Source organism: Streptomyces bathyalis, assembly GCF_015910445.1.
Lineage (GTDB): Bacteria > Actinomycetota > Actinomycetes > Streptomycetales > Streptomycetaceae > Streptomyces > Streptomyces bathyalis.
Genome location: NZ_CP048882.1, coordinates 4,488,186 through 4,505,754, shown reverse-complemented (window position 1 = coordinate 4,505,754; position 17,569 = coordinate 4,488,186). Strand labels below are relative to the sequence as shown.

The 17,569-nt window shown below is 70.8% G+C and carries 15 protein-coding genes; 5 read left to right on the top strand and 10 right to left on the bottom strand.

Going from position 1 to position 17,569, the window contains the following annotated elements; genetic code table 11:
* Positions 1-18: 18 nt before the first annotated feature.
* Both purU and G4Z16_RS19640 read right to left on the bottom strand, forming a co-directional pair.
* Positions 19-978 carry a formyltetrahydrofolate deformylase gene (gene purU, locus G4Z16_RS19645; RefSeq protein ID WP_197352036.1) on the bottom strand — a complete coding sequence of 320 codons (960 nt, stop codon included), beginning with the start codon at positions 976-978 and terminating at the stop codon, positions 19-21.
* 53 nt (positions 979-1,031) lie between these two features.
* Entirely contained in the window at positions 1,032-1,478 is a 447-nt protein-coding gene (locus G4Z16_RS19640) for an SCO4402 family protein (RefSeq protein ID WP_197352035.1), read from the bottom strand.
* 215 nt (positions 1,479-1,693) lie between these two features.
* On the opposite strand from G4Z16_RS19640, the gene G4Z16_RS19635 reads away from it, so the two are divergent.
* On the top strand, positions 1,694-2,995 hold the full coding sequence (locus G4Z16_RS19635) for an ABC transporter substrate-binding protein (protein WP_246530954.1): 1,302 nt from the start codon (positions 1,694-1,696) through the stop codon (positions 2,993-2,995).
* 78 nt (positions 2,996-3,073) lie between these two features.
* Here the strand turns inward: G4Z16_RS19635 and G4Z16_RS19630 are convergent, their stop codons facing one another.
* From G4Z16_RS19630 to G4Z16_RS19615, 4 genes are all read right to left on the bottom strand, one after another.
* Positions 3,074-4,927 carry a hypothetical protein gene (locus G4Z16_RS19630; RefSeq protein WP_246530953.1) on the bottom strand — a complete coding sequence of 618 codons (1,854 nt, stop codon included), beginning with the start codon at positions 4,925-4,927 and terminating at the stop codon, positions 3,074-3,076.
* A 139-nt stretch (positions 4,928-5,066) separates the two neighbouring features.
* A complete protein-coding gene (locus G4Z16_RS19625; RefSeq protein WP_197352034.1) occupies positions 5,067-6,455 on the bottom strand; it encodes an NsdA family TPR-like regulatory protein in 1,389 nt (462 codons plus the stop codon).
* 224 nt (positions 6,456-6,679) lie between these two features.
* Complete coding sequence (locus G4Z16_RS19620; RefSeq protein ID WP_197354763.1) at positions 6,680-7,597, bottom strand: alpha/beta fold hydrolase; 918 nt, start codon at positions 7,595-7,597, stop codon at positions 6,680-6,682.
* 669 nt (positions 7,598-8,266) lie between these two features.
* Positions 8,267-8,962 (bottom strand): iron-dependent transcriptional repressor DtxR, encoded by a 696-nt coding sequence (locus G4Z16_RS19615; protein WP_197352033.1) that lies wholly within the window; start codon positions 8,960-8,962, stop codon positions 8,267-8,269.
* Between the two features lie 240 nt (positions 8,963-9,202).
* Here G4Z16_RS19615 and G4Z16_RS19610 point away from each other — a divergent pair, with 240 nt between their 5' ends.
* Complete coding sequence (locus tag G4Z16_RS19610) at positions 9,203-9,955, top strand: SIS domain-containing protein (RefSeq protein ID WP_197352032.1); 753 nt, start codon at positions 9,203-9,205, stop codon at positions 9,953-9,955.
* A gap of 58 nt (positions 9,956-10,013) precedes the next feature.
* Here the strand turns inward: G4Z16_RS19610 and G4Z16_RS19605 are convergent, their stop codons facing one another.
* Both G4Z16_RS19605 and pdxH read right to left on the bottom strand, forming a co-directional pair.
* Positions 10,014-11,540: a PAS domain-containing protein gene (locus G4Z16_RS19605; RefSeq protein ID WP_197352031.1), complete on the bottom strand. Its 1,527-nt coding sequence runs from the start codon at positions 11,538-11,540 to the stop codon at positions 10,014-10,016.
* A gap of 393 nt (positions 11,541-11,933) precedes the next feature.
* Complete coding sequence (gene pdxH, locus G4Z16_RS19600; protein ID WP_246531327.1) at positions 11,934-12,605, bottom strand: pyridoxamine 5'-phosphate oxidase; 672 nt, start codon at positions 12,603-12,605, stop codon at positions 11,934-11,936.
* Positions 12,606-12,988: 383 nt separating this feature from the next.
* On the opposite strand from pdxH, the gene G4Z16_RS19595 reads away from it, so the two are divergent.
* Entirely contained in the window at positions 12,989-14,089 is a 1,101-nt protein-coding gene (locus tag G4Z16_RS19595) for a citrate synthase 2 (RefSeq protein WP_197352029.1), read from the top strand.
* 223 nt (positions 14,090-14,312) lie between these two features.
* Positions 14,313-14,666 (top strand): VOC family protein, encoded by a 354-nt coding sequence (locus tag G4Z16_RS19590; RefSeq protein WP_246530952.1) that lies wholly within the window; start codon positions 14,313-14,315, stop codon positions 14,664-14,666.
* A gap of 83 nt (positions 14,667-14,749) precedes the next feature.
* Here G4Z16_RS19590 and G4Z16_RS19585 read toward each other — a convergent pair whose 3' ends face one another.
* Entirely contained in the window at positions 14,750-15,466 is a 717-nt protein-coding gene (locus G4Z16_RS19585; RefSeq protein WP_197352027.1) for a MerR family DNA-binding transcriptional regulator, read from the bottom strand.
* A 146-nt stretch (positions 15,467-15,612) separates the two neighbouring features.
* Between G4Z16_RS19585 and G4Z16_RS19580 the strand changes: the two genes are divergently transcribed.
* Positions 15,613-15,891, top strand: a complete 279-nt coding sequence (locus G4Z16_RS19580; RefSeq protein WP_197355073.1) for a hypothetical protein — start codon at positions 15,613-15,615, stop codon at positions 15,889-15,891.
* A gap of 104 nt (positions 15,892-15,995) precedes the next feature.
* Here G4Z16_RS19580 and G4Z16_RS19575 read toward each other — a convergent pair whose 3' ends face one another.
* Positions 15,996-17,552 carry a sodium:solute symporter family protein gene (locus tag G4Z16_RS19575; RefSeq protein WP_197352026.1) on the bottom strand — a complete coding sequence of 519 codons (1,557 nt, stop codon included), beginning with the start codon at positions 17,550-17,552 and terminating at the stop codon, positions 15,996-15,998.
* Between the last annotated feature and the right edge of the window lie 17 nt (positions 17,553-17,569).

Sequence of the window (17,569 nt, the reverse complement as noted above, 5' to 3'; positions counted from 1 at the left end):
GGGATCCGGTGCCGCGCGTCAGGCGAAGACGACGGTGCGGTGCCCGTTCAGCAGCACGCGGTGCTCGCTGTGCCACTTGACCGCCCGCGCGAGCGCCTGGCATTCGACGTCACGTCCCACCGCCACCAATTGCTGCGGTGAGGCCTCGTGGCCGACCCTTTCCACTTCCTGCTCGATGATCGGGCCCTCGTCCAGCTCGGCCGTCACATAGTGCGCGGTGGCACCGATCAGCTTGACGCCACGGGCGTGCGCCTGGTGGTAGGGCCGTGCGCCCTTGAAGCTCGGCAGGAACGAGTGGTGGATGTTGATGATCCGGCCGGGCAACTGCTTGCACAGGTTGTCGGACAGGACCTGCATGTAGCGAGCCAGCACGACCAGTTCGACGTTCTCCTCCTCGATGAGACGCAGCAGCGCGGCCTCGCTCTCCTGCTTGCTCTCCTCGCTCCCCTTCGTGACGGGGATGTGGTGGAACGGGACGTCGTAGGAGCCCGCGAGCCCTTCGAAGTCCGTGTGGTTGGAGACGACGGCCGCGATGTCCACCGGCAGGGCTTTGCTGCGGGAGCGGAAGAGCAGGTCGTTGAGGCAGTGGCCGAAGCGGCTGACCATCAGCACGACACGCATGCGCTCGGCCGCGGGATGCACCTGCCAGTCCATATGGAAGGAGTCGCCGACCGCGGAGAAGCTCGCGCGCAGCTTCTCCACCGTCACGCCCGGGTCCGCGGAGAAGTGGACGCGCATGAAGAACAGGCCCGTGTCGTGGTCGCCGAACTGCTGGCTGTCCTCGATGTTGCAGCCGGTCATGAAGAGATAGCTCGACACGGCGTGCACGATGCCCTTCTTGTCCGGGCAGGACAGCGTGAGGATGTACTCATCCCGCACCCCGTCGCCTCCGCCCTCCCGTGCGGCGGCGGCGAGGCCTCCGGTGAGGGAGGCGGGGTCGTGCTGCGTGCTGTCGGCATCGGCGTGCGGCTCGCTCATGAGGTCAAGCCTTGCACAGCTCGGCGTGCCCTCCCGACCGCCGGCGGCGTTCCTCAGACCGAGTGCTGCATGATCGCCAGCACGTCCAGCGAGCGGGGCGGCTCGTCCGGGTCCTCGGCGTCGTTCGTCGCCAGCCGTACGTGTGCGTCGCGCGCCGCGCGTACCGCTTCGGGCCAGCCGTGGTGCTCCATGTAGGAGACGACAGGGGCATCCGCCCCGACCTGGTGCATTATGCGAAGCACCCGGAGCACGGCGGTGTCGACGAGCGCGGCTTCCTGCGAGTCGCGGAAGATCGTGCCGACGTACTTCTCGGCGGACCAGTTGTCCAGCCAGGTGTCCTCGACCAGGCGGTACACGGCGTCGGTGACGTCGCCGAAGCCGGGCCTGCCCGTCGCCCAGCAGTCCTGCTGGAAGGCGGGGTCGGAGAGCATGTGCAGCGCCGAACGCACGTTGCTGCGCCAGCGCCACCAGGGCAAGTCATGGACGGGCATGATGCCCATGGTGGTGGACCGAGGGCCGCCTCGGGAAGCCCTCACGGAATCTTGCGGCAGAGAACACTTTCGGACACAGTTGCGCACTCCGCGCCCACTTCGGGGCGCCCCGCGATACCTTTCGCTCGCCTGAGCCATACGTGGACGCGGTATTCACGCTTGCGTCACCTGCAGTTGAGGTGCCGGGGCCCAGGCGTTAGGCAGCGGACGGCAGCGTGCGCCACATGACTGCACGGCGTCGTCGCCCCGCCCTGTTCGCCACCGTCGCTTCCGCCGGCGCCTGCGTGATGCTGCTGGGCGGCTGCGGGGTGGTACCCGGCACCGGCGGCGACGAGACGGTCACCGTCATGACGTGGGCGCCGCAGGGCACCAAGGCGACGAACATGCCGGGCATGCCCGCGATGGCTCAGGCGTACGCGCGCTGGGTCAACTCCCGAGGCGGCATCAACGGCCACCGGCTGAGGGTGCTGACCTGCAACGACCACAACGACACCGTGCGTGCCGCACGCTGCGCGTCGCGAGCCCTCAAGGAACGCGTGGTCGCGGTCGTGGGCTCCTACAGCCAGTACGGCCGCGCGTACATGTCCGCGCTCGAACGTGCCGGAATCCCATACATCGGGGGCTACGGAGTCGCGGATCAGGAGTTCAGCAGCCCGCTGTCCTACCCCGTCAACGGCGGTCTTCCCGCGCTCGTCGCGGGGAACGGCCGCCAGCTCGCCGCCGGTGGCTGTTCGCACGTCTCGCTGGTGCGGCCCGACACCAGCGTGGGCGACCAACTGCCCAGGCTCATCAACGCGGGCCTGGCGCACAGCGGCGCGGGGCCGGTGACGGACGTACGGGCGCCCGAGGACGCCTTCGCGTATGCCCGTCATGCACGCAGGGCCCTGAACAGCGCCAACGCCCAGGGCACCGCGGCATTCGGCACGTCGGTTGAGGGGCGCCGGACGAACGGGCCGTGCGTCACCGCGGTGCTGGGCGGACGCACGGACACCTTCTTCGACTCCTTCAGGCGGGTGCAGAAGGACAGTCCACCCGTGCGCACGGCGTCGGTGCTCGGGAGCCTCCAGCAGTCCCTGGTCGACCGGTCGGGCGGGCAGGCGAGCCCGCTCGAGGGCGCGTACGCCACAGGCTGGTACCCGGCCGCGGACGACAAGCGCTGGAAGCCGATGAAGAAGGTCATCGGGGAGCACGCGTTCGGCGACAACCGCGTGGACGCCACGGACCCCGGCGTGCAGACCACTTGGATCGCCTACACCGTGCTGCGGCGATTGATCGAGTCCCTCGGCGACGAAGAGATCACGGCCAAGTCCGTGCGGCACACGCTGGACACGCGCGGCTCCGTCGACACCGGCGGGCTGACGCCGAAGCTGAACTGGACCTACGGCAACATGCTCGCCGCACGCGACTTCCCGCGCATCGTCAACACGAAGGTGACCTACCAGCGCGTGCGCGAGGGGCGGCTGACGACGGTGCACGACGGGTTCGTCGACGTACAGAAGACGCTGGAGAACGGGCCGTCGTCCTGACCTGATGGCTCAGCCGGCTCACCGCGGCGCACGCCGGACCCGTGCCGGGCCCGGCGTGCACGACTCGCCGGCGTCCGCTCAGAGCTGGACGACCTGGCGCTCCTTCAAGCCGTACTTCTTGGCCGTCGGGTTCCACAGTCCGGCCGCCTTCTTCTTGGCGGCGGTCGCCTGGCCGCTGGAGCGGGCGCCGAGACCGGTGTGTGCGGTGGTCCGCGCCTTGCCCTTGCGGCAGCCCTTCTTGCCGGAGGTCTGGTCGGCCCACGCCGCGTAGTGGCTGTCGGCGGAGGCGGAGGCCTTCCATGCCTCCGTCAGCGCGGACTTGAGCTGCGCGTTGGCGGGGATCTTGTCCGTCTCGATCTTGCCGAGGCGGGTGACGAGGCTGTTGCGCTGGTCGGCGGCGGCACGCAGATCGCTGGCCGACTGGCCCAGCTTCTTGCAGGACTTGATGTTCTCCACCGAACGGATCACCGTCGCGCGGCTGTTGTTGCTGTCGGCGAGGAGCCTGTCGAGTTCCTTGGCCTGTGCCTCGGCGGGGTCGGGGCCGTCGGACTTCTGACTGGCGGGTGCGGTGGAGGACTTGCCTCCCGACTTGTTGTCCTCGTCGCCCCCACTGCTCAGTGCGGCGCCCGCGACCATGCCGACACCCGCGACGACCGCGACACCGACCCCGATCAGGATGCCGGGAGACATGCGGGAGAGCGCGCTCCGCTCCGCGTTGCGGCGGGCGGCGCGCCCCTGCGGTTCCCACTGGCCGCCCTGCGGGCCCTGACCGTACGGCCCGGCCGGACCGCCGGGAGCACCCGGAGCGCCGGGGCCGGCAGGGCCTCCGGCCTTGCCCAGTCCGCCCACTCCGCTGTTGCGCTGGCGGGCGGCCGCGTGGTCGAAGAGGGGCAGGCTCTGCGTGGCTCCCTGCCCGCCGGAGTCGCCGCGCCCGCCGCCCGATCCGGGCTCCGACCGGAAGAGGCTCTCGAACCCGGCCGGCGGCTGCTGCCTGTCGCCGGGACCGCCCTGACCGCCGGCAGGCGCCTCCGGCGGCAGCGGCGTGCGCAGCTGCGCCGTCGACTCCGGATCCCGGACGGGTGCCTGGCCGGTCTGCGGGGGGAGCATCTGCGTGGCATCGGCGTCCATCGCGGGAGGCGCCTGCACGCCCCGGTACTGACCGGGCTGGGGCTGACCGGGCTGGGGCTGAGCACCGGTGACCGGCGGGATGAACTGCGTGGCGTCCGACTCGGCAGCGGGAGGCGCCGCGGGTGCCGAGGGTGCCGGCATGGCCTGGGAGACGCCCTGCTGGGAGGGGAAGGTCTGCATCGGGCCGGGGCCCTGGGCGAACTGCTCGCCGGCGAGCGGCTGTTGCTGTTGCTGCGACTGTTGTGGTTGCTGCGGCTGTTGTGGTTGCTGCGGCGGCAACTGCGCGTTCCCGTCGAACGCCTGGCCGTTGTGCGGTGCGGGCGTGTGTGGTGCCTGTGGTGCCTGCGGCCCCTGCACGGGGGGCAGGTCGTTACCCACCTGCGGCGGCTGCGCCGGAGGCAGATCAGCTGACGGGACACCGTGCGGCGACGGCTGTTCGCCGCCGCCATGTCTTCCGCCCGCCCCGGGGCCCGCCTCCTCCACGTAGGCCGCAGCCGACTGCTGCTGCGGCGGTATGTACGGCGGCTGCGCGGGCGGCGGAGGCGGTGGTGACTGCGGCGGCGGAGGCAGGGACGGCCCGTACGGGTCTCCCGACGCCACGGCGGCCCGCGACTCCGGGCCCCAGGGTTCGGCCTGCGACTCGGGGCCCCAGGGCTCGCCCCACGGCTGCCCCGCGGACGGCTGACTGTGCGAACGGTCGACCTGGCGCTGCTGTTCAGGGGTCCACGGGTCGCCGTTCGCCGGCAGCACGACACCCTCGTAGAGGGGCGGGTCGCCCTGTCCACGTCCGCTGTGCGCTGTCACCGGGGCTCCTAGATCGATCAACTGCCTACCTGAACCGACGGGTCACGCTACCGGGTGCCCAGGAGGTGCGACCACGCCCCTGATGGGGCGACACCAACCCTTCACCTCGGATATGGAACAAACCGCCGGATAGGCGGACTTAGCCGACCGGCGCGCCCTCCAGCCGTGCGGTGAAATCTCGCACGACCGGCTCCTTCACAAACGGCGCAAGTCGGCGCCGGAAGTCGTCCAGGTACTCGACACCGCGCCCCGAGCGGAGAGTTGAGAGGATTTCCAGCGCTTTTGTACCGGTATGGCATGCGTGTTCAAGCTCACGTTTCTGCAGCTTCGCCGATGCCAGAAGGAAGGTGCCGATCGCCCGTCGCCGCACGCGGGTCTCGGGGTGGCCCTCGAGCGACTCGCGGGCCTTCTCGGCCGCGTCGCCCGGCCGCTGGAGATCACGGTGGCAGTGGGCCAACTCGTCGGCGAGGTAGGCGCGGTCGAAGTGGGAGATCCACACCGGCTCGCCCTCGGGATCGCCGGAGTCCGCACGCTCCATCGCCGACTGCGCCCTGCCGAGCGCCTCCTGGCAGGCCCGTACGTCCCCCAGCTGCGCGTGCGCGCGCGCTTCGGCCGCGCAGAACATCGACTCGGTGCGCGGCGTCGCGTGCCCGCGGGCCCCCTCCCGTGCCGCGCGCGCCAACTGGGCGGCCTCGCGCGGATCTCCGAGGAAGGCCGTCAGATGGCTCATGCTCGCAGCCAGGACGTATCCGCCGTACGCACGGTCTCCGGCGGCCTGCGCCAGCCGCAGTGCCTGGATGAAGTGCCGCTGGGCCACGCCCGTCCGGCCCGTGTCGACGGCCATGTAGCCGGCGAGTTCGGTGAGCCGCGCGGCGGCGGCGAACAGCGCACGGCCCACCGCCTCCTTGTACGAGCCCGCGAGCAGCCCGGAGACGACGCTGTTGAGGTAGTGCACGACGACGGGACGCACATGGCCGCCGCCGAAGCGGTGGTCCAGCTGGGAGAGCGAGTTCGTGGTCGCGTGCACGGCGGCCACGTCCGAGTCCCCCACGCGAGCGCCCGCGCTGCGCGCGACCTGCTCGTCAGGAGGGGTGATCAGCCAGTCCCGGCTGGGCTCGACGAGCGCCGACGAGGTGACGGTCGCGCCGCCGAGGAGACCGCGCCCGCCGACGTCGCTGCGCCACAACTCACATGCCTCCTCGACGGCTCCCGCAACGGTCGGCGCGAAGTGCAGGCCCACGGCGGAGGCCTGGTTCCGGCCGTCGGACATCCCGATCTCTTCGAGGGTGACCGTGCGCCCCAGCTTGCGGCCCAGAGCCTCCGAGATCACGGCCGGAGTGCGCCCGCGTGGCCGCTGACCGCGCAGCCAGCGCGCCACCGAGGTCTTGTCGTAGCGCAGATCCAGTCCGTGCTCCATCCCGCACAGGTTGACCCGCCGTGCGAGCCCCGCGTTGGAACAGTTGGCTTCCTGGATGAGTGCCTGCAGCTTCTCGTTGGGCTGCCGAGCGACCAGAGGCCGGGCGGTCATGTATCCCCCTCAGGACGACATTGGATGACCACTGCCCAGGACATATGCCCGTGTCTCAGGCGATGCACCACCGACCGGACACCACAGCGCAGTGTGCAATTACCCGTCACGCCCGGATGATTGCGCGTGCGCCCCCCGCAGTGCCCCCATGCGCCCTGGTGCTGAGGATCCGGCCGGTCGCGGCGGCAGAATCCCTGCCGGCGGCACGACCGAGGACATCCCGCTCAGCCGTCGGCGGGGAGCACCGCCTGAAGAAACGGTTCCACGACGCGGCGCCAGTCGGCGGGCTGGTCGAGATGCATGAGGTGACCCGCGTCCGGCACCTCCGCGTAGATGCCGCGGGGCAGCACGCGGACCATCTCCTGTGCCTCGGCGCGGCCGAGTTCACCGTCGATGCCCCGGACGACGAGAGTCGGGCAGACCACGCGCGCCAGTTCGTCCCAGTGCGCGTCGTGCACCCACGCCTCCCGCACCTCGAGCATCTGCCGCCGGGAGAAGACGGGCCACCAGCCGTCGTCCTTCTCCGTCATCACCTCGGCGAAGAAGTCGCCCCTGGACGGCTGCGGACGCTCCAGCTTGGGGTCCTCCTCGCCGAACCATCTGCGGACATCGGCGAGCGTCGCGAACGGCACGGGCCAGGACTTGAACCATTCCTCCCACTCGCGCTGCGAGTGCTCCCCCAGCGCCGACGCCTTCATGTCACAGATGATCAGCGCGTGTACGAGGTCGGGCCGCTTCGCGGCGAGCTGCCAGGCGGTCAGGGCGCCCATGGAGTGGCCGATGACCGCGACGGGGCCCATGTCGAGCTGTTCGATCGCGGCCTCGGCGTCTGCGACGAACTCCTCGCGGCCGTAAGGGAATTGGCCCTCACCGCGGACGGGCTTGTCGCTGCGGCCGTGGCCGCGCTGGTCCAGGCCCACGGCGCGGTACCGGCCGGACAGCCACCGGCCGGTGTCGGCCCAGTGCACCGCCCGGCCCATCAGGCCGTGCAGCAGCAGCACGCCCTTCGAACGGTCTAACGGTTTGTCTCCCGGGGCGCCGGCGCCGGGTTCCGCTTCCGGACCGCACTTGGGCATGTCGGAGAACTCCCAGGCTGCGAGCCGGATTCCCTTCGAACCAGTCACGTCGAGCCGTCGCACCATCCGCTCCGGCACCCCCATTCCTTCTGACCGCTCCCCCACGCTATCGAACTTCTATTCGAACGCGCCGCAGTCCGGTGGAAACCCCTACTTTCGAGTGACTGTGCGCAAGGGTTGATCGCCTGGGGCGTGGAAAGACAGCTAGCGGGAGGAGGGTCGACCCTGGGAGCTCGGGGCTCTGGGTCGTCTCTGGGGAACAAGGGGAGGCGGGGCCCCGGCCGCGGAAAGCGCCGGGGCCCTTGTCATGACGTGAGAGTGGTCGGGGATCTCCGGCCCGGGTACGGAACGGGGGCCTGAAGGACGGGACGCCGTACGGCACTTCGGGACCGGATGCGTCGCACGGGGTTCCGGCTGTGCAGGACCGCTCCGGTCTGCGCCGTCTCGCGCTTGCCGTTCCGCCGGCCCGCTCGGCGCGATCCATCGACGCCTCCCTCCGCCCGTACATACGTAGCCACAGCGTCGCACGCCGCATGGCCGGGCACTCGGTTTACCGTAACTTTCGTACCGGCAGGGCTCTTTGGGAAGATGTTCCGCTTTGGGTCCGGGCGCACTTGCCGGGCGCAGATGCGATGACCTGCTGACTGAGCGTCAGAAAATCAGGAAATGCCGAGCACCACAACACCGCCTCGGTGAGGCCTGCGCCCCATGAGGCGGTGGTGGTCCGCCCGGAGGTCAGCGCCGCGCGACGAACACGTGTGCCGCGATGTCCGAGTCCAGCTCGGCCGCCTCGCCGCTGCTGCCGATCTGCACGCCGCCCGTCGCACCGGCGTTCACGCTCACTACCGCGCCGGGTTGGACGCCCGCGCGCCGCAGCGTGTACATCAGCTGCGAGTCCATCTGGATCGGCTCGCCGATGCGGCGCACGACGACGGTCTTCGCGTCGACGCCCGCGTCCAGGTCCGTGAGGCTGACCATCCCCTCGTCGAGGAAGGATTCGGCCTCCGCCTCCTCGCCCAGCTCCTCGAGGCCCGGGATGGGATTCCCGTACGGCGACTCCGTGGGGTGGCGCAGCAGTTCGAGGACGCGGCGCTCGACCGCCTCGCTCATCACGTGCTCCCAGCGGCACGCCTCCGCGTGCACCTGCTCCCACTCGAGACCGATCACGTCGACCAGCAGGCACTCGGCCAGCCTGTGCTTGCGCATCACGCGCGTGGCGAGGCGGCGGCCCTCGCTGGTCAGCTCCAGATGCCGGTCCCCCGCGACCTTCACCAGCCCGTCCCGCTCCATGCGCGCCACGGTCTGGCTCACCGTCGGCCCGCTCTGATCGAGGCGCTCGGCGATGCGGGCACGCATGGGGACGACGCCTTCCTCCTCCAGCTCCAGAATGGTGCGGAGATACATCTCCGTGGTGTCGATCAGTCCGGACATGCGTGCCCCTCGGTCAGTCGTGCATCCGTGGCCCTGAACCTGCATCCCTGGCCCTGCCTCCAATTCTGACGCATCGCACGGACAACCGTCCCTCCCAGGACGGGCTGCTCTCTTGACAGAGCACTGGTCCAGACCTCTACCGTGATCGCGGCCAGGTCCGAGGGCACGTACGAGGAGCCCGGTGACCCGGCGGCCGGAGCTGCGAGGACGGGCACGACGAGACCCTGGGGGACCTGCGGGATGAGCGACCACACGCTGGCGAACGGCTTCTTCGACGCCGCGATATCACTGCTCCAGCAGGTCAGGGACGCCGCCGGGGAGGACATCGCCGCCGCCGGGACGCTGGTGGCCCGCACCGTCGAGGAAGGCGGCCGCGTCTTCGCTTTCGGCGCCGGCCACTCCTCGCTCCCGGCCCAGGACGTCGTCTACCGCGCAGGCGGCCTCGCCGTGATGAATCTCCTCCCGGTACCGGGCGCAGTCGGTGTCGATGTGCGCCCTGCCACGCTCGGCAGCGCCCTGGAGCGCGTGGAGGGGCTCGCGTCCGCCGTTCTCGACACCGGCCCGGCACGCGCCGGCGACCTGTTGTTCGTGATCTCCCTCTCGGGCCGCAACACACTGCCGGTGGAGATGGCGTCGCACGCACGCAGCCTCGGCATCAAGGTCGTCGGCGTGACATCCGTCGCCTACGCGCACGGGACGACCTCGCGGCACTCGAGCGGGACCTTCCTCAAGGACCACTGCGACATCGTCCTCGACAGCCGGATCGCCGTCGGCGACGCCGAGTTGACGACCGACGGGGTCCCCGCGCCCTTCGCCCCGGCCTCCACCGTCGTCACCAGCGCGCTGATGCAGGCCGTGGTCGCCACCGCCGCGGGCGAACTCGTCTCCCGCGGCATCGAACCGCCGCTGCTGCGCTCCGGAAACGTCGACGGCGGGCTCGCGTGGAACGACACCGTCATGGAGCGCTACGCGGACCGCATCTTCTACAGCTGACGCCGCCTCCGTGACCTCCGGCCCACGAGCCGGCCCGGAGGCAAGGGGCCCGGAACGCCTACGTCTGTGAGCCGGCGACCGGACGCGTCAGCTGCGCCATGTCGACCGCCGCCGCGATGCGAACGGCGATGTCCTCCGCGTACGCGGCGTCCGAGCGGTCGAAGGAACGGCGGCTCGCGCCGCGCAGGAATGTGACCACACCGAGCGTCCGGCCCCGGCTGCGCAGCACCGTGCACAGCCCGTGGACCGTGCCCTCCGGCCACTTGCGGGCCGCCGCCCAGCCCTCGATGACGCTGCTGCCGGCCGCTCCCGTGGCCGCGACCCCGCCGACGCTCGCCCGCACCGAACCGCAGCGGGCGTAGGCCTGGTGCGCGGGATGTCCCTCCGCGTAGCTGACGGGGATGGCGCCGGGCATGCCCGGGCCGCCCGGCCCGCTCACGAACGCCTGCTGGAGCGACGGCCCCGGTCCCGGGCCGGCGGCGGGAGTGGCCGCGACACGCACCAGGTGCGGGGTGCCGCCCTGACCGTCGGCGTCGAGGCCGTGGCCCTCGCCGCCGTCGGCGTCCTCGCCCGAAAGGACAAGGTCGAGCAGGGCGTGGTCGGCGAAGCCGGCGAGCGCGAAGTCCAGGTGGACGCCGGCCGCTTCCATCGGCTTCTCGCACTCGGAGGCCGCACGGGCCGCACGGTGCAGCTGGCTGTCGCGGAAACGCAGCCGGTCCGCCTCCTGCTCCAGGCGCTTGGACTCCGTCACGTCCTGGAAGAGCCAGGCCACACCCAGCGGCACCGGCGCCTCCGCCAGGGGAGAGGACAGCCGGAGGAATCCGCTGCGCCAGCACCTGCGCGTCCCGCTCCCCTCTCCGACGGCCGCGCCCTGGGACTCCTCCGTGCGCCGCGCGGAGCGCAGCGTCACCCAGATCTCCGCGGGGGCGACGGGCGGCCCGTCGGCAAGCACGTGCTGGAGAGCGCCCTCCAGCTCCTCGACGCCCTGGTCGATGAGTTCACCCAGGGGACGTCCGAGCATCGTCGCCCGGGAGACACGGAAGGCGCTCGCCGCGGAGACGTTCACCACGGCGGGGCGAAGATCGGCGTCGACGAGGACCACGCCCCATGTCGCGTCCTCGAAGAGGCATTCGCTCAGCGCGATGGAGCGCTCCAGGTCGATCTGCGCGTGCACCTCGCTGAAGGCGCAGTAGACGCCCATGGGGCTGCCGTCGGCCGCGGCGACGCCTGACGCCTGCGTACGCACGAGAAGCCGCCGGCCGTCCTTCGTCAGCAGCGCGAACTCGTGCACCTGACGTCCAGGAGTGTGCATCGCGGCGAAAAGGCGCGCCTGGACCTGGTCCGCGTCGGCCTCGCGCAGCGCCCAGCCCGCCAGGCCCTGCCGTCCGACGGCCTCCTCCGGGGTCCAGCCCAGGAGGCGTTCGGCTTCGCGGTTCCAGTGGGTGACCACACCGTCGGCGTCGAAGGCGCACAGCGCCGCGTCCATGCCGTCGAGCAGCGCGGCGAGCAGCAATTCGTCGTCGGGCCCCTGCCTGTCGTCACCGTCGGACGACGAGGCAGCGTGGGTCCTGGATCGAGCGGACACCTAAGCACCCCCAGCTGAACGCGCCGATTGACTTCCGCTTGCCGCTGCGCGCACGGATCATTCAACTCGAACGTGACGCAGCGCACACGATGTTCGGCGAAATCGTTGCCGCCCCGAAATCGCTTGCGGGTGCCCGCTCGCGCTGCCTAGCGTGCTGGGTACACGAGAAAGGAGGTGATCCGGTAAATGATGCTTACCCGGACGCGTGAGGTGGCTGCGGCCTAGAGCCGACGCCACAGTGTGACGCCGGTATCGCCGGCCAATCTCAATGCAGTCACCCGGCCCGTGGGCTCGTCGGACTCGTCCGACCGGCGCCGTTCGCCTCCGGCGAGCGGAGCAGCCCACGGGTCGTCTGCGTTCCCGGGCCTTCGCCCGCCGTGCGCTCCAGGCGTCTCAGGGGCAGAGCCGCTCGATCCTCCAGCCCGCCGCGGCGGACGCGCCGCCCTCGGTACGGACGTAGCGGAGCCGGTCGTGGAGCCGGTTCTCCCGGCCCTGCCAGAACTCGACGGATTCCGCGCTCACCCGGAAGCCGCCCCAGCCGGGCGGCGCCGGCACGTCCTCGCCCTCCGGATAGCGCTCGGCGAGCTCCGCGTACATGCGGTCGAGTTCCGCCCTGGACGCCACCGTGGAGGACTGTTCGCTCGCCCACGCGCCCAACTGCGATCCGTGCGGGCGGGTACGGAAGTAGGCGGCGGTCTCGTCCCGTCCGATGCGCTCGGCGGTGCCGGAGACGATGACCTGCCGGGCGATGGAGTGCCAGGGGAAGAGGAGCGAGGCGTGAGGGTTCGCCTCGAGCTCGCGGCCCTTGCGGGAGCCGTAGTTGGTGAAGAAGACGAAGCCTCGCTCGTCGTACTGCTTCATCAGGACGGTGCGGGAGCTGGGCCGTCCGTCCGCGTCGGCGGTCGAGACGATCATCGCGTTCGGCTCGTGCAGCCCGCTCGCCGCGGCGTCGCCGAACCAGCGGGCGAACTGACCGTACGGATCGGGCTCGAGGTCCGTCTCCGCGAGTCCCTGAGCGCGGTACCGGGCGCGCATCGCGGCGGGATCGAGGACGGTCAAGGGCATCTTGCGGGCGGCGTCTTCGTCAGCGTCGGGCACGCGTTCATCTTGCAACATGATCGGCAGCCGCGGGCGTGTGCCTGATCTCACCCGCTCCCCGGATGTCCGCCGACGCCGGGCAGGCCCCAGAATCGTCTGCCGGGTCACCGCGGCCTGCGTCCCAGGGGGAGCCCGCGCACCGTCACGACCGTCCCGGCAGGCGGGTGAGCACCCTCCGCACGGGGCAGGTCCTGGAGTGACGACGTCGTGGTCCGCCAGCCGTTCACCGGCGGTGGAACCGTCGCTCCCCCTCGGCCTACGGCCTGGGGGACCCCCAACCCGTCCGAACACCGGCCGGCCCGGTCGCCTCCTTGGCGGTCTCGCGCCGGCAACTCATGAGGAGCCGCCTGATGTCCGAGTTCGTACCCGGGCTCGAAGGAGTCGTCGCGTTCGAGACGGAGATCGCCGAACCCGACAAGGAGGGCGGCGCTCTGCGCTACCGCGGCGTGGACATCGAAGACCTGGTGGGACACGTCTCGTTCGGGAACGTGTGGGGGCTCCTGGTCGACGGAAGCTTCAACCCCGGGCTGCCGCCGGCCGAGCCGTTCCCCATCCCCGTGCACTCCGGCGACATCCGCGTCGACGTCCAGTCGGCGCTGGCGATGCTCGCCCCGGTCTGGGGCCTCAAGCCGCTGCTCGACATAGACGAGCGGCAGGCACGTGAGGACCTGGCGCGCGCAGCGGTGATGGCGCTGTCGTACGTGGCGCAGTCGGCGCGCGGGCCCGGCGTGCCGATGGTGCCGCAGCAGGAGATCGACAAGGCGGAGACGGTCGTGGAGCGCTTCATGCGGCGCTGGCGCGGCGAGCCCGACCCGAAGCACGTCCAGGCCGTCGACGCCTACTGGACCTCGGCCGCCGAACACGGCATGAACGCCTCCACGTTCACCGCGCGAGTCATCGCCTCGACCGGCGCCGACGTCTCGGCGGCGCTCTCCGGCGCGGTGGGCGCGATGTCGGGACCGCTGCACGGCGGTGCGCCCTCGCGTGTGCTCGGCATGATCGAGGAGATCGAGCGTACGGGCGACGCGGACGCGTACGTGAAGCGTCAACTCGACCGCGGCGAGCGGCTGATGGGCTTCGGGCACCGCGTCTACCGGGCGGAGGACCCCCGTGCGCGTGTGCTGCGGCGCACCGCCAAGGAACTGGGCGCGCCGCGCTTCGAGGTGGCGGAGGCGCTCGAGCGTGCGGCGCTGACGGAACTGCACAACCGCCGTCCCGACCGGGTGCTGGCCACGAACGTCGAGTTCTGGGCCGCGATCGTCCTGGACTTCGCCGAGGTGCCCGCCAGCATGTTCACGTCGATGTTCACCTGTGCGCGCACGGGCGGCTGGGCGGCCCACATCCTCGAGCAGAAGCGCACGGGGCGGCTGGTGCGGCCCTCGGCCCGGTACGTGGGGCCGGGTTCGCGCGATCCGCGGGAGATCGACGGGTACGGCGACGTGCGGCACTAGGCGGTCCCGACCGCGCATCATCGGTCCCGACCGGAACAGCGGTCCCGACCGGAACAGCGGTCCCGACCGGAACAGCGGCTCGTCGATACGGGCGTACCGCCCGGATCGCCTTGCGCCCGCCGACGAGGCGACGCCGAAGTTCGGTGGTCATGGTCGCTTTCCTGACAGAATGCTCGGGCCGATCTGCTTTCGGAGCCGATCTGCCTTCGGAGAGGAGGACCGGGTGCGTGTCACAGGCGTGATCGCCGACCTTCGCGTGGCCGACATCGCTTCGGCCAAGAGCTTCTACACGGACTACCTCGGGCTGAGCGTCGAGGAGTTCGACATGGGATGGGTGGCCCGCTACACCTCCCCGGACACGGGCGCCCACGTGCAAGTCCTCACCCGCGACGCGACCGCCCCGGAGGACCCGGTGGTCTCGGTCAAGGTGGACGACGTCGAGGCCGCGCTGGATGAGGCCCGGCAGCTCGGATACGAGATCGTGCACCCGCTGACCACCGAACCCTGGGGCGTACGCCGGTTCTTCGTCCGGGCTCCCGACGGCAACGTCTTCAACATCGTTCAGCACAGGGACTGAGCCGGCGCCTCCGTCGCCTGCGGCGCTGTCCCACCTGGCCCGGAGACACCCGGCCGGAACCGCAGCCGGGCCGCTCGGCGGCCTCAGTCCATCTCGCTGAGGTAGCCGTGCAGCAGGCTCGACCCTTCGAGCATGGCGCGCGCCAGCCGGTCCAGTTCCTCTTTGCGTTGCGCCACCGCCGCGCGCAGCGCGTCCGTACTGCCGGTGCGGCGCAGCTCCCCGAGCACGGAGACGATGCGCGGCAGCGGGTAGCGGCTCCGCCGCAAGGTGTCGACGAGCCGTGCGTCCCTGATCTCCGGTGCGCCGTAGCGGCGGTAGCCGGTCGCGGGGTCACGCCGCGGAGTCAGCAGTCCGGCGTCCTCCCACACCCGCAGGGCCGAGGGCCGTACGCCGATATGGGCTGCCGCCTCCCCGATCCGCATGTCCGGGCTCGGCGCCCCGTGGGTCTCCGAGTCCCCAGCGGCGATGGCCTCGAGCGCACGGGCGGTGTCGCGCAGCGAGCGGCGCTGCTCGTGCAGCAGGGCGTGGCTTTCGTCGACGAGGGAGAGAGCGAGGGAGAGGTCGCCGTCGTGCACGGCCAGCATCACGGCCTGGGCGGTGTGAGGACCGTGACCGCGCGCCAGCGCACGGTAGGTGAGCAGCGCCTGACGGTGCCGCGGTGTGAACTCGCGATACCCCGAGTCCGTCCGCGACGCGGGCGGAAGGATGCCGGCCGCCTCGTAGTTGCGGATCTGCTGCGCCGAGACGCCCACGGCCCGCGCGAGATCGACGGGCCGGAGCCTTCGCTCGACACCGCTCATCGCCCCGCCATCCCGCCTTCCGCTCGACCCGCACCTTCGACAGGAACTTGAAGCTTACGCTCCCATCTCCCGTCGTTGACATGGCAGTTCCGTACGACCCTCCGTAAAAAGCCTCCACACAGCACTTCAATGGAAGACTTGAAGGTATGGATGTCGCGGAAGAAGCCACGGAGAAACGGCCGCCGACCCGTGCCGTACCGCCCTCCCCCGGCAACCCGCATCGTCGCCCGGACGATGCGATCCGCATCAGCGGTGCGCGACTGCACAACCTCAAGAACGCCTCGCCGGAAGTCCCCAAGAACTCGCTCGTCGTCCTGACCGGCCTCTCAGGTTCGGGCAAGTCGACGCTCGCCTTCGACACCCTGCACAGGGAGGGCGGCATCGTGCCCCGGGGGCGGCGGCTGACGAGTGCTTCAAGTGGCTGACGGCGGCGCCGGCCCCGAGGCTCCCGGCACCCGTTGCGTCCCCGGGTGCCGGGACCCTCTTCGGCCGCGCGCCCGAACTCCGGGCGCACGCGGCGTGGTTGGCCCTACCGCGACGCCGTTGTCGTCTCCGGCTCACCGCCCTTGTCGGGGTCGGCGAGGAACTCGCGCTCCAGCGCGAGCCGTTCCTCGTCCGTCGGGTCGCTGCCGAGCGAGTCGACGAGGGCGTCACGCCCTTCGTCCGCCTCAGGCCGCAGCAGGCCGATGCCTACGTACAGCACCAGCGAGGTGAGCACGGGGAAGCCGACCGTCGCGGCCTCCGAGGCGTCGCCGACGCCCCAGTAGAGGTACGACCACACCGCGAGCCCGCCCGCCCACGAGACGATCGCGGCCAGCGGTCCCGTCCGCTTGAACCAGGGCAGCAGCCCCAGCATCAGGGGGATGGAGATCGGTCCCATGGTCGCCGCCACGATGCTCACGACGACGGTCATGATGAAGCCGTCCGGGTCGCTGAAGAGCGCCAGCGTCATGCTCGCCGTCACGAAGGCGACGGTCGTGACCCGGGCGAAGAGCAGCTGTGCGCGCTGCGTCATGCGCCTCACCCGCGGTACGAGCACGGGCGCGAGGTCACGGGTGATGACGGCCGTGATGACGTTCGAGTCGGAGGCGACCATGGCCATGGTGTGCGAGAAGAAGCCGGCCAGCAGCAGCCCGATGAAGCCCGAGGGCAGCAGTTCCTGTGCGAGGCGGATGTAGGAGTCCTCGGCGTTGTCCAGGCCGGGCACGATGAGCGGCGCGGCGATCATCGGCACGAAGAGGATGAACGGCCAGACCAGCCACAGCGCGCTGGAGAGCAGTGCCGACTTGCGGGCGCGGGAGCCGCTGGGCGCGGACATGTACCGCTGCGCCAGGTTCCACATGCCGCCGTTGTACTCGAAGGTCTTCACCAGCAGGAACGCGAGCAGCAGGCCCGTGGTGACGTCGCCCGCGACGGGGTCGCCGTGGCCCTCCGGAAGGTCGCCCCACATCGTCCACAGCGACGAGACACCGCCGAGGTGCGCCAGCACGGCGAAGAGCATCGCGAATCCCGCCACGGCCTGGATGACGAACTGCCCGAAGTCGGTGAGGACATCGGCCCACAGGCCGCCGAAGGTCACGTAGAACATGGTGCAGATGCCGGTCAGGCCGATGCCCCAGACCAGCGGGATGTCGGCGAAGCCCTGCAACAGCACCGCGATGGCGACCCACTTGGCAGCGATGTCGACGACTTTCAGCGCAGCGCCGCTGTAGGCGAGCACCTGCTGCGTGGGCAGGTTGTAGCGGACGGCGAGATACGCCAGCGGCGAGTTGACGCCGTGCTTGGCCCGCAGCCGGTTCCAGCGGGGCGCGAAGAGGAACGCGCCGATGCCGATGCCGAGCCCGATGGTCAGCGCCCACCAGAAGTAGACCGTGACGCCGTAGTCGTACGCGACGGCGGCGAAGGTGACGAACATGATCGCGCTGTAGCCCGACATGTGGTGGGAGATGCCGGAGAGCCACCAGGGGACGCGGCCTCGGGCGGTGAAGAAGTCCGCGACGTTCTCGACACGGGTCTTGGACCACACACCGATGGCCAGCATGACGAAGAAGTAGCCGCCGACCACGATCCAGTCCAGTGCGGACATCACGACTCCTCGGTATT

Excerpts from the sequence above, each read along its gene's own strand:
- purU (WP_197352036.1), bottom strand. The coding sequence starts at position 978 with ATGAGCGAGCCGCACGCCGATGCCGACAGCACGCAGCACGACCCCGCC.
- G4Z16_RS19640 (WP_197352035.1), bottom strand. The coding sequence starts at position 1,478 with ATGGGCATCATGCCCGTCCATGACTTGCCCTGGTGGCGCTGGCGCAGC.
- G4Z16_RS19635 (WP_246530954.1), top strand. The coding sequence starts at position 1,694 with ATGACTGCACGGCGTCGTCGCCCCGCCCTGTTCGCCACCGTCGCTTCC.
- G4Z16_RS19625 (WP_197352034.1), bottom strand. The coding sequence starts at position 6,455 with ATGACCGCCCGGCCTCTGGTCGCTCGGCAGCCCAACGAGAAGCTGCAG.
- G4Z16_RS19620 (WP_197354763.1), bottom strand. The coding sequence starts at position 7,597 with ATGGTGCGACGGCTCGACGTGACTGGTTCGAAGGGAATCCGGCTCGCA.
- G4Z16_RS19615 (WP_197352033.1), bottom strand. The coding sequence starts at position 8,962 with ATGTCCGGACTGATCGACACCACGGAGATGTATCTCCGCACCATTCTG.
- G4Z16_RS19610 (WP_197352032.1), top strand. The coding sequence starts at position 9,203 with ATGAGCGACCACACGCTGGCGAACGGCTTCTTCGACGCCGCGATATCA.
- pdxH (WP_246531327.1), bottom strand. The coding sequence starts at position 12,605 with ATGCCCTTGACCGTCCTCGATCCCGCCGCGATGCGCGCCCGGTACCGC.
- G4Z16_RS19595 (WP_197352029.1), top strand. The coding sequence starts at position 12,989 with ATGTCCGAGTTCGTACCCGGGCTCGAAGGAGTCGTCGCGTTCGAGACG.
- G4Z16_RS19585 (WP_197352027.1), bottom strand. The coding sequence starts at position 15,466 with ATGAGCGGTGTCGAGCGAAGGCTCCGGCCCGTCGATCTCGCGCGGGCC.
- G4Z16_RS19580 (WP_197355073.1), top strand. The coding sequence starts at position 15,613 with ATGGATGTCGCGGAAGAAGCCACGGAGAAACGGCCGCCGACCCGTGCC.
- G4Z16_RS19575 (WP_197352026.1), bottom strand. The coding sequence starts at position 17,552 with ATGTCCGCACTGGACTGGATCGTGGTCGGCGGCTACTTCTTCGTCATG.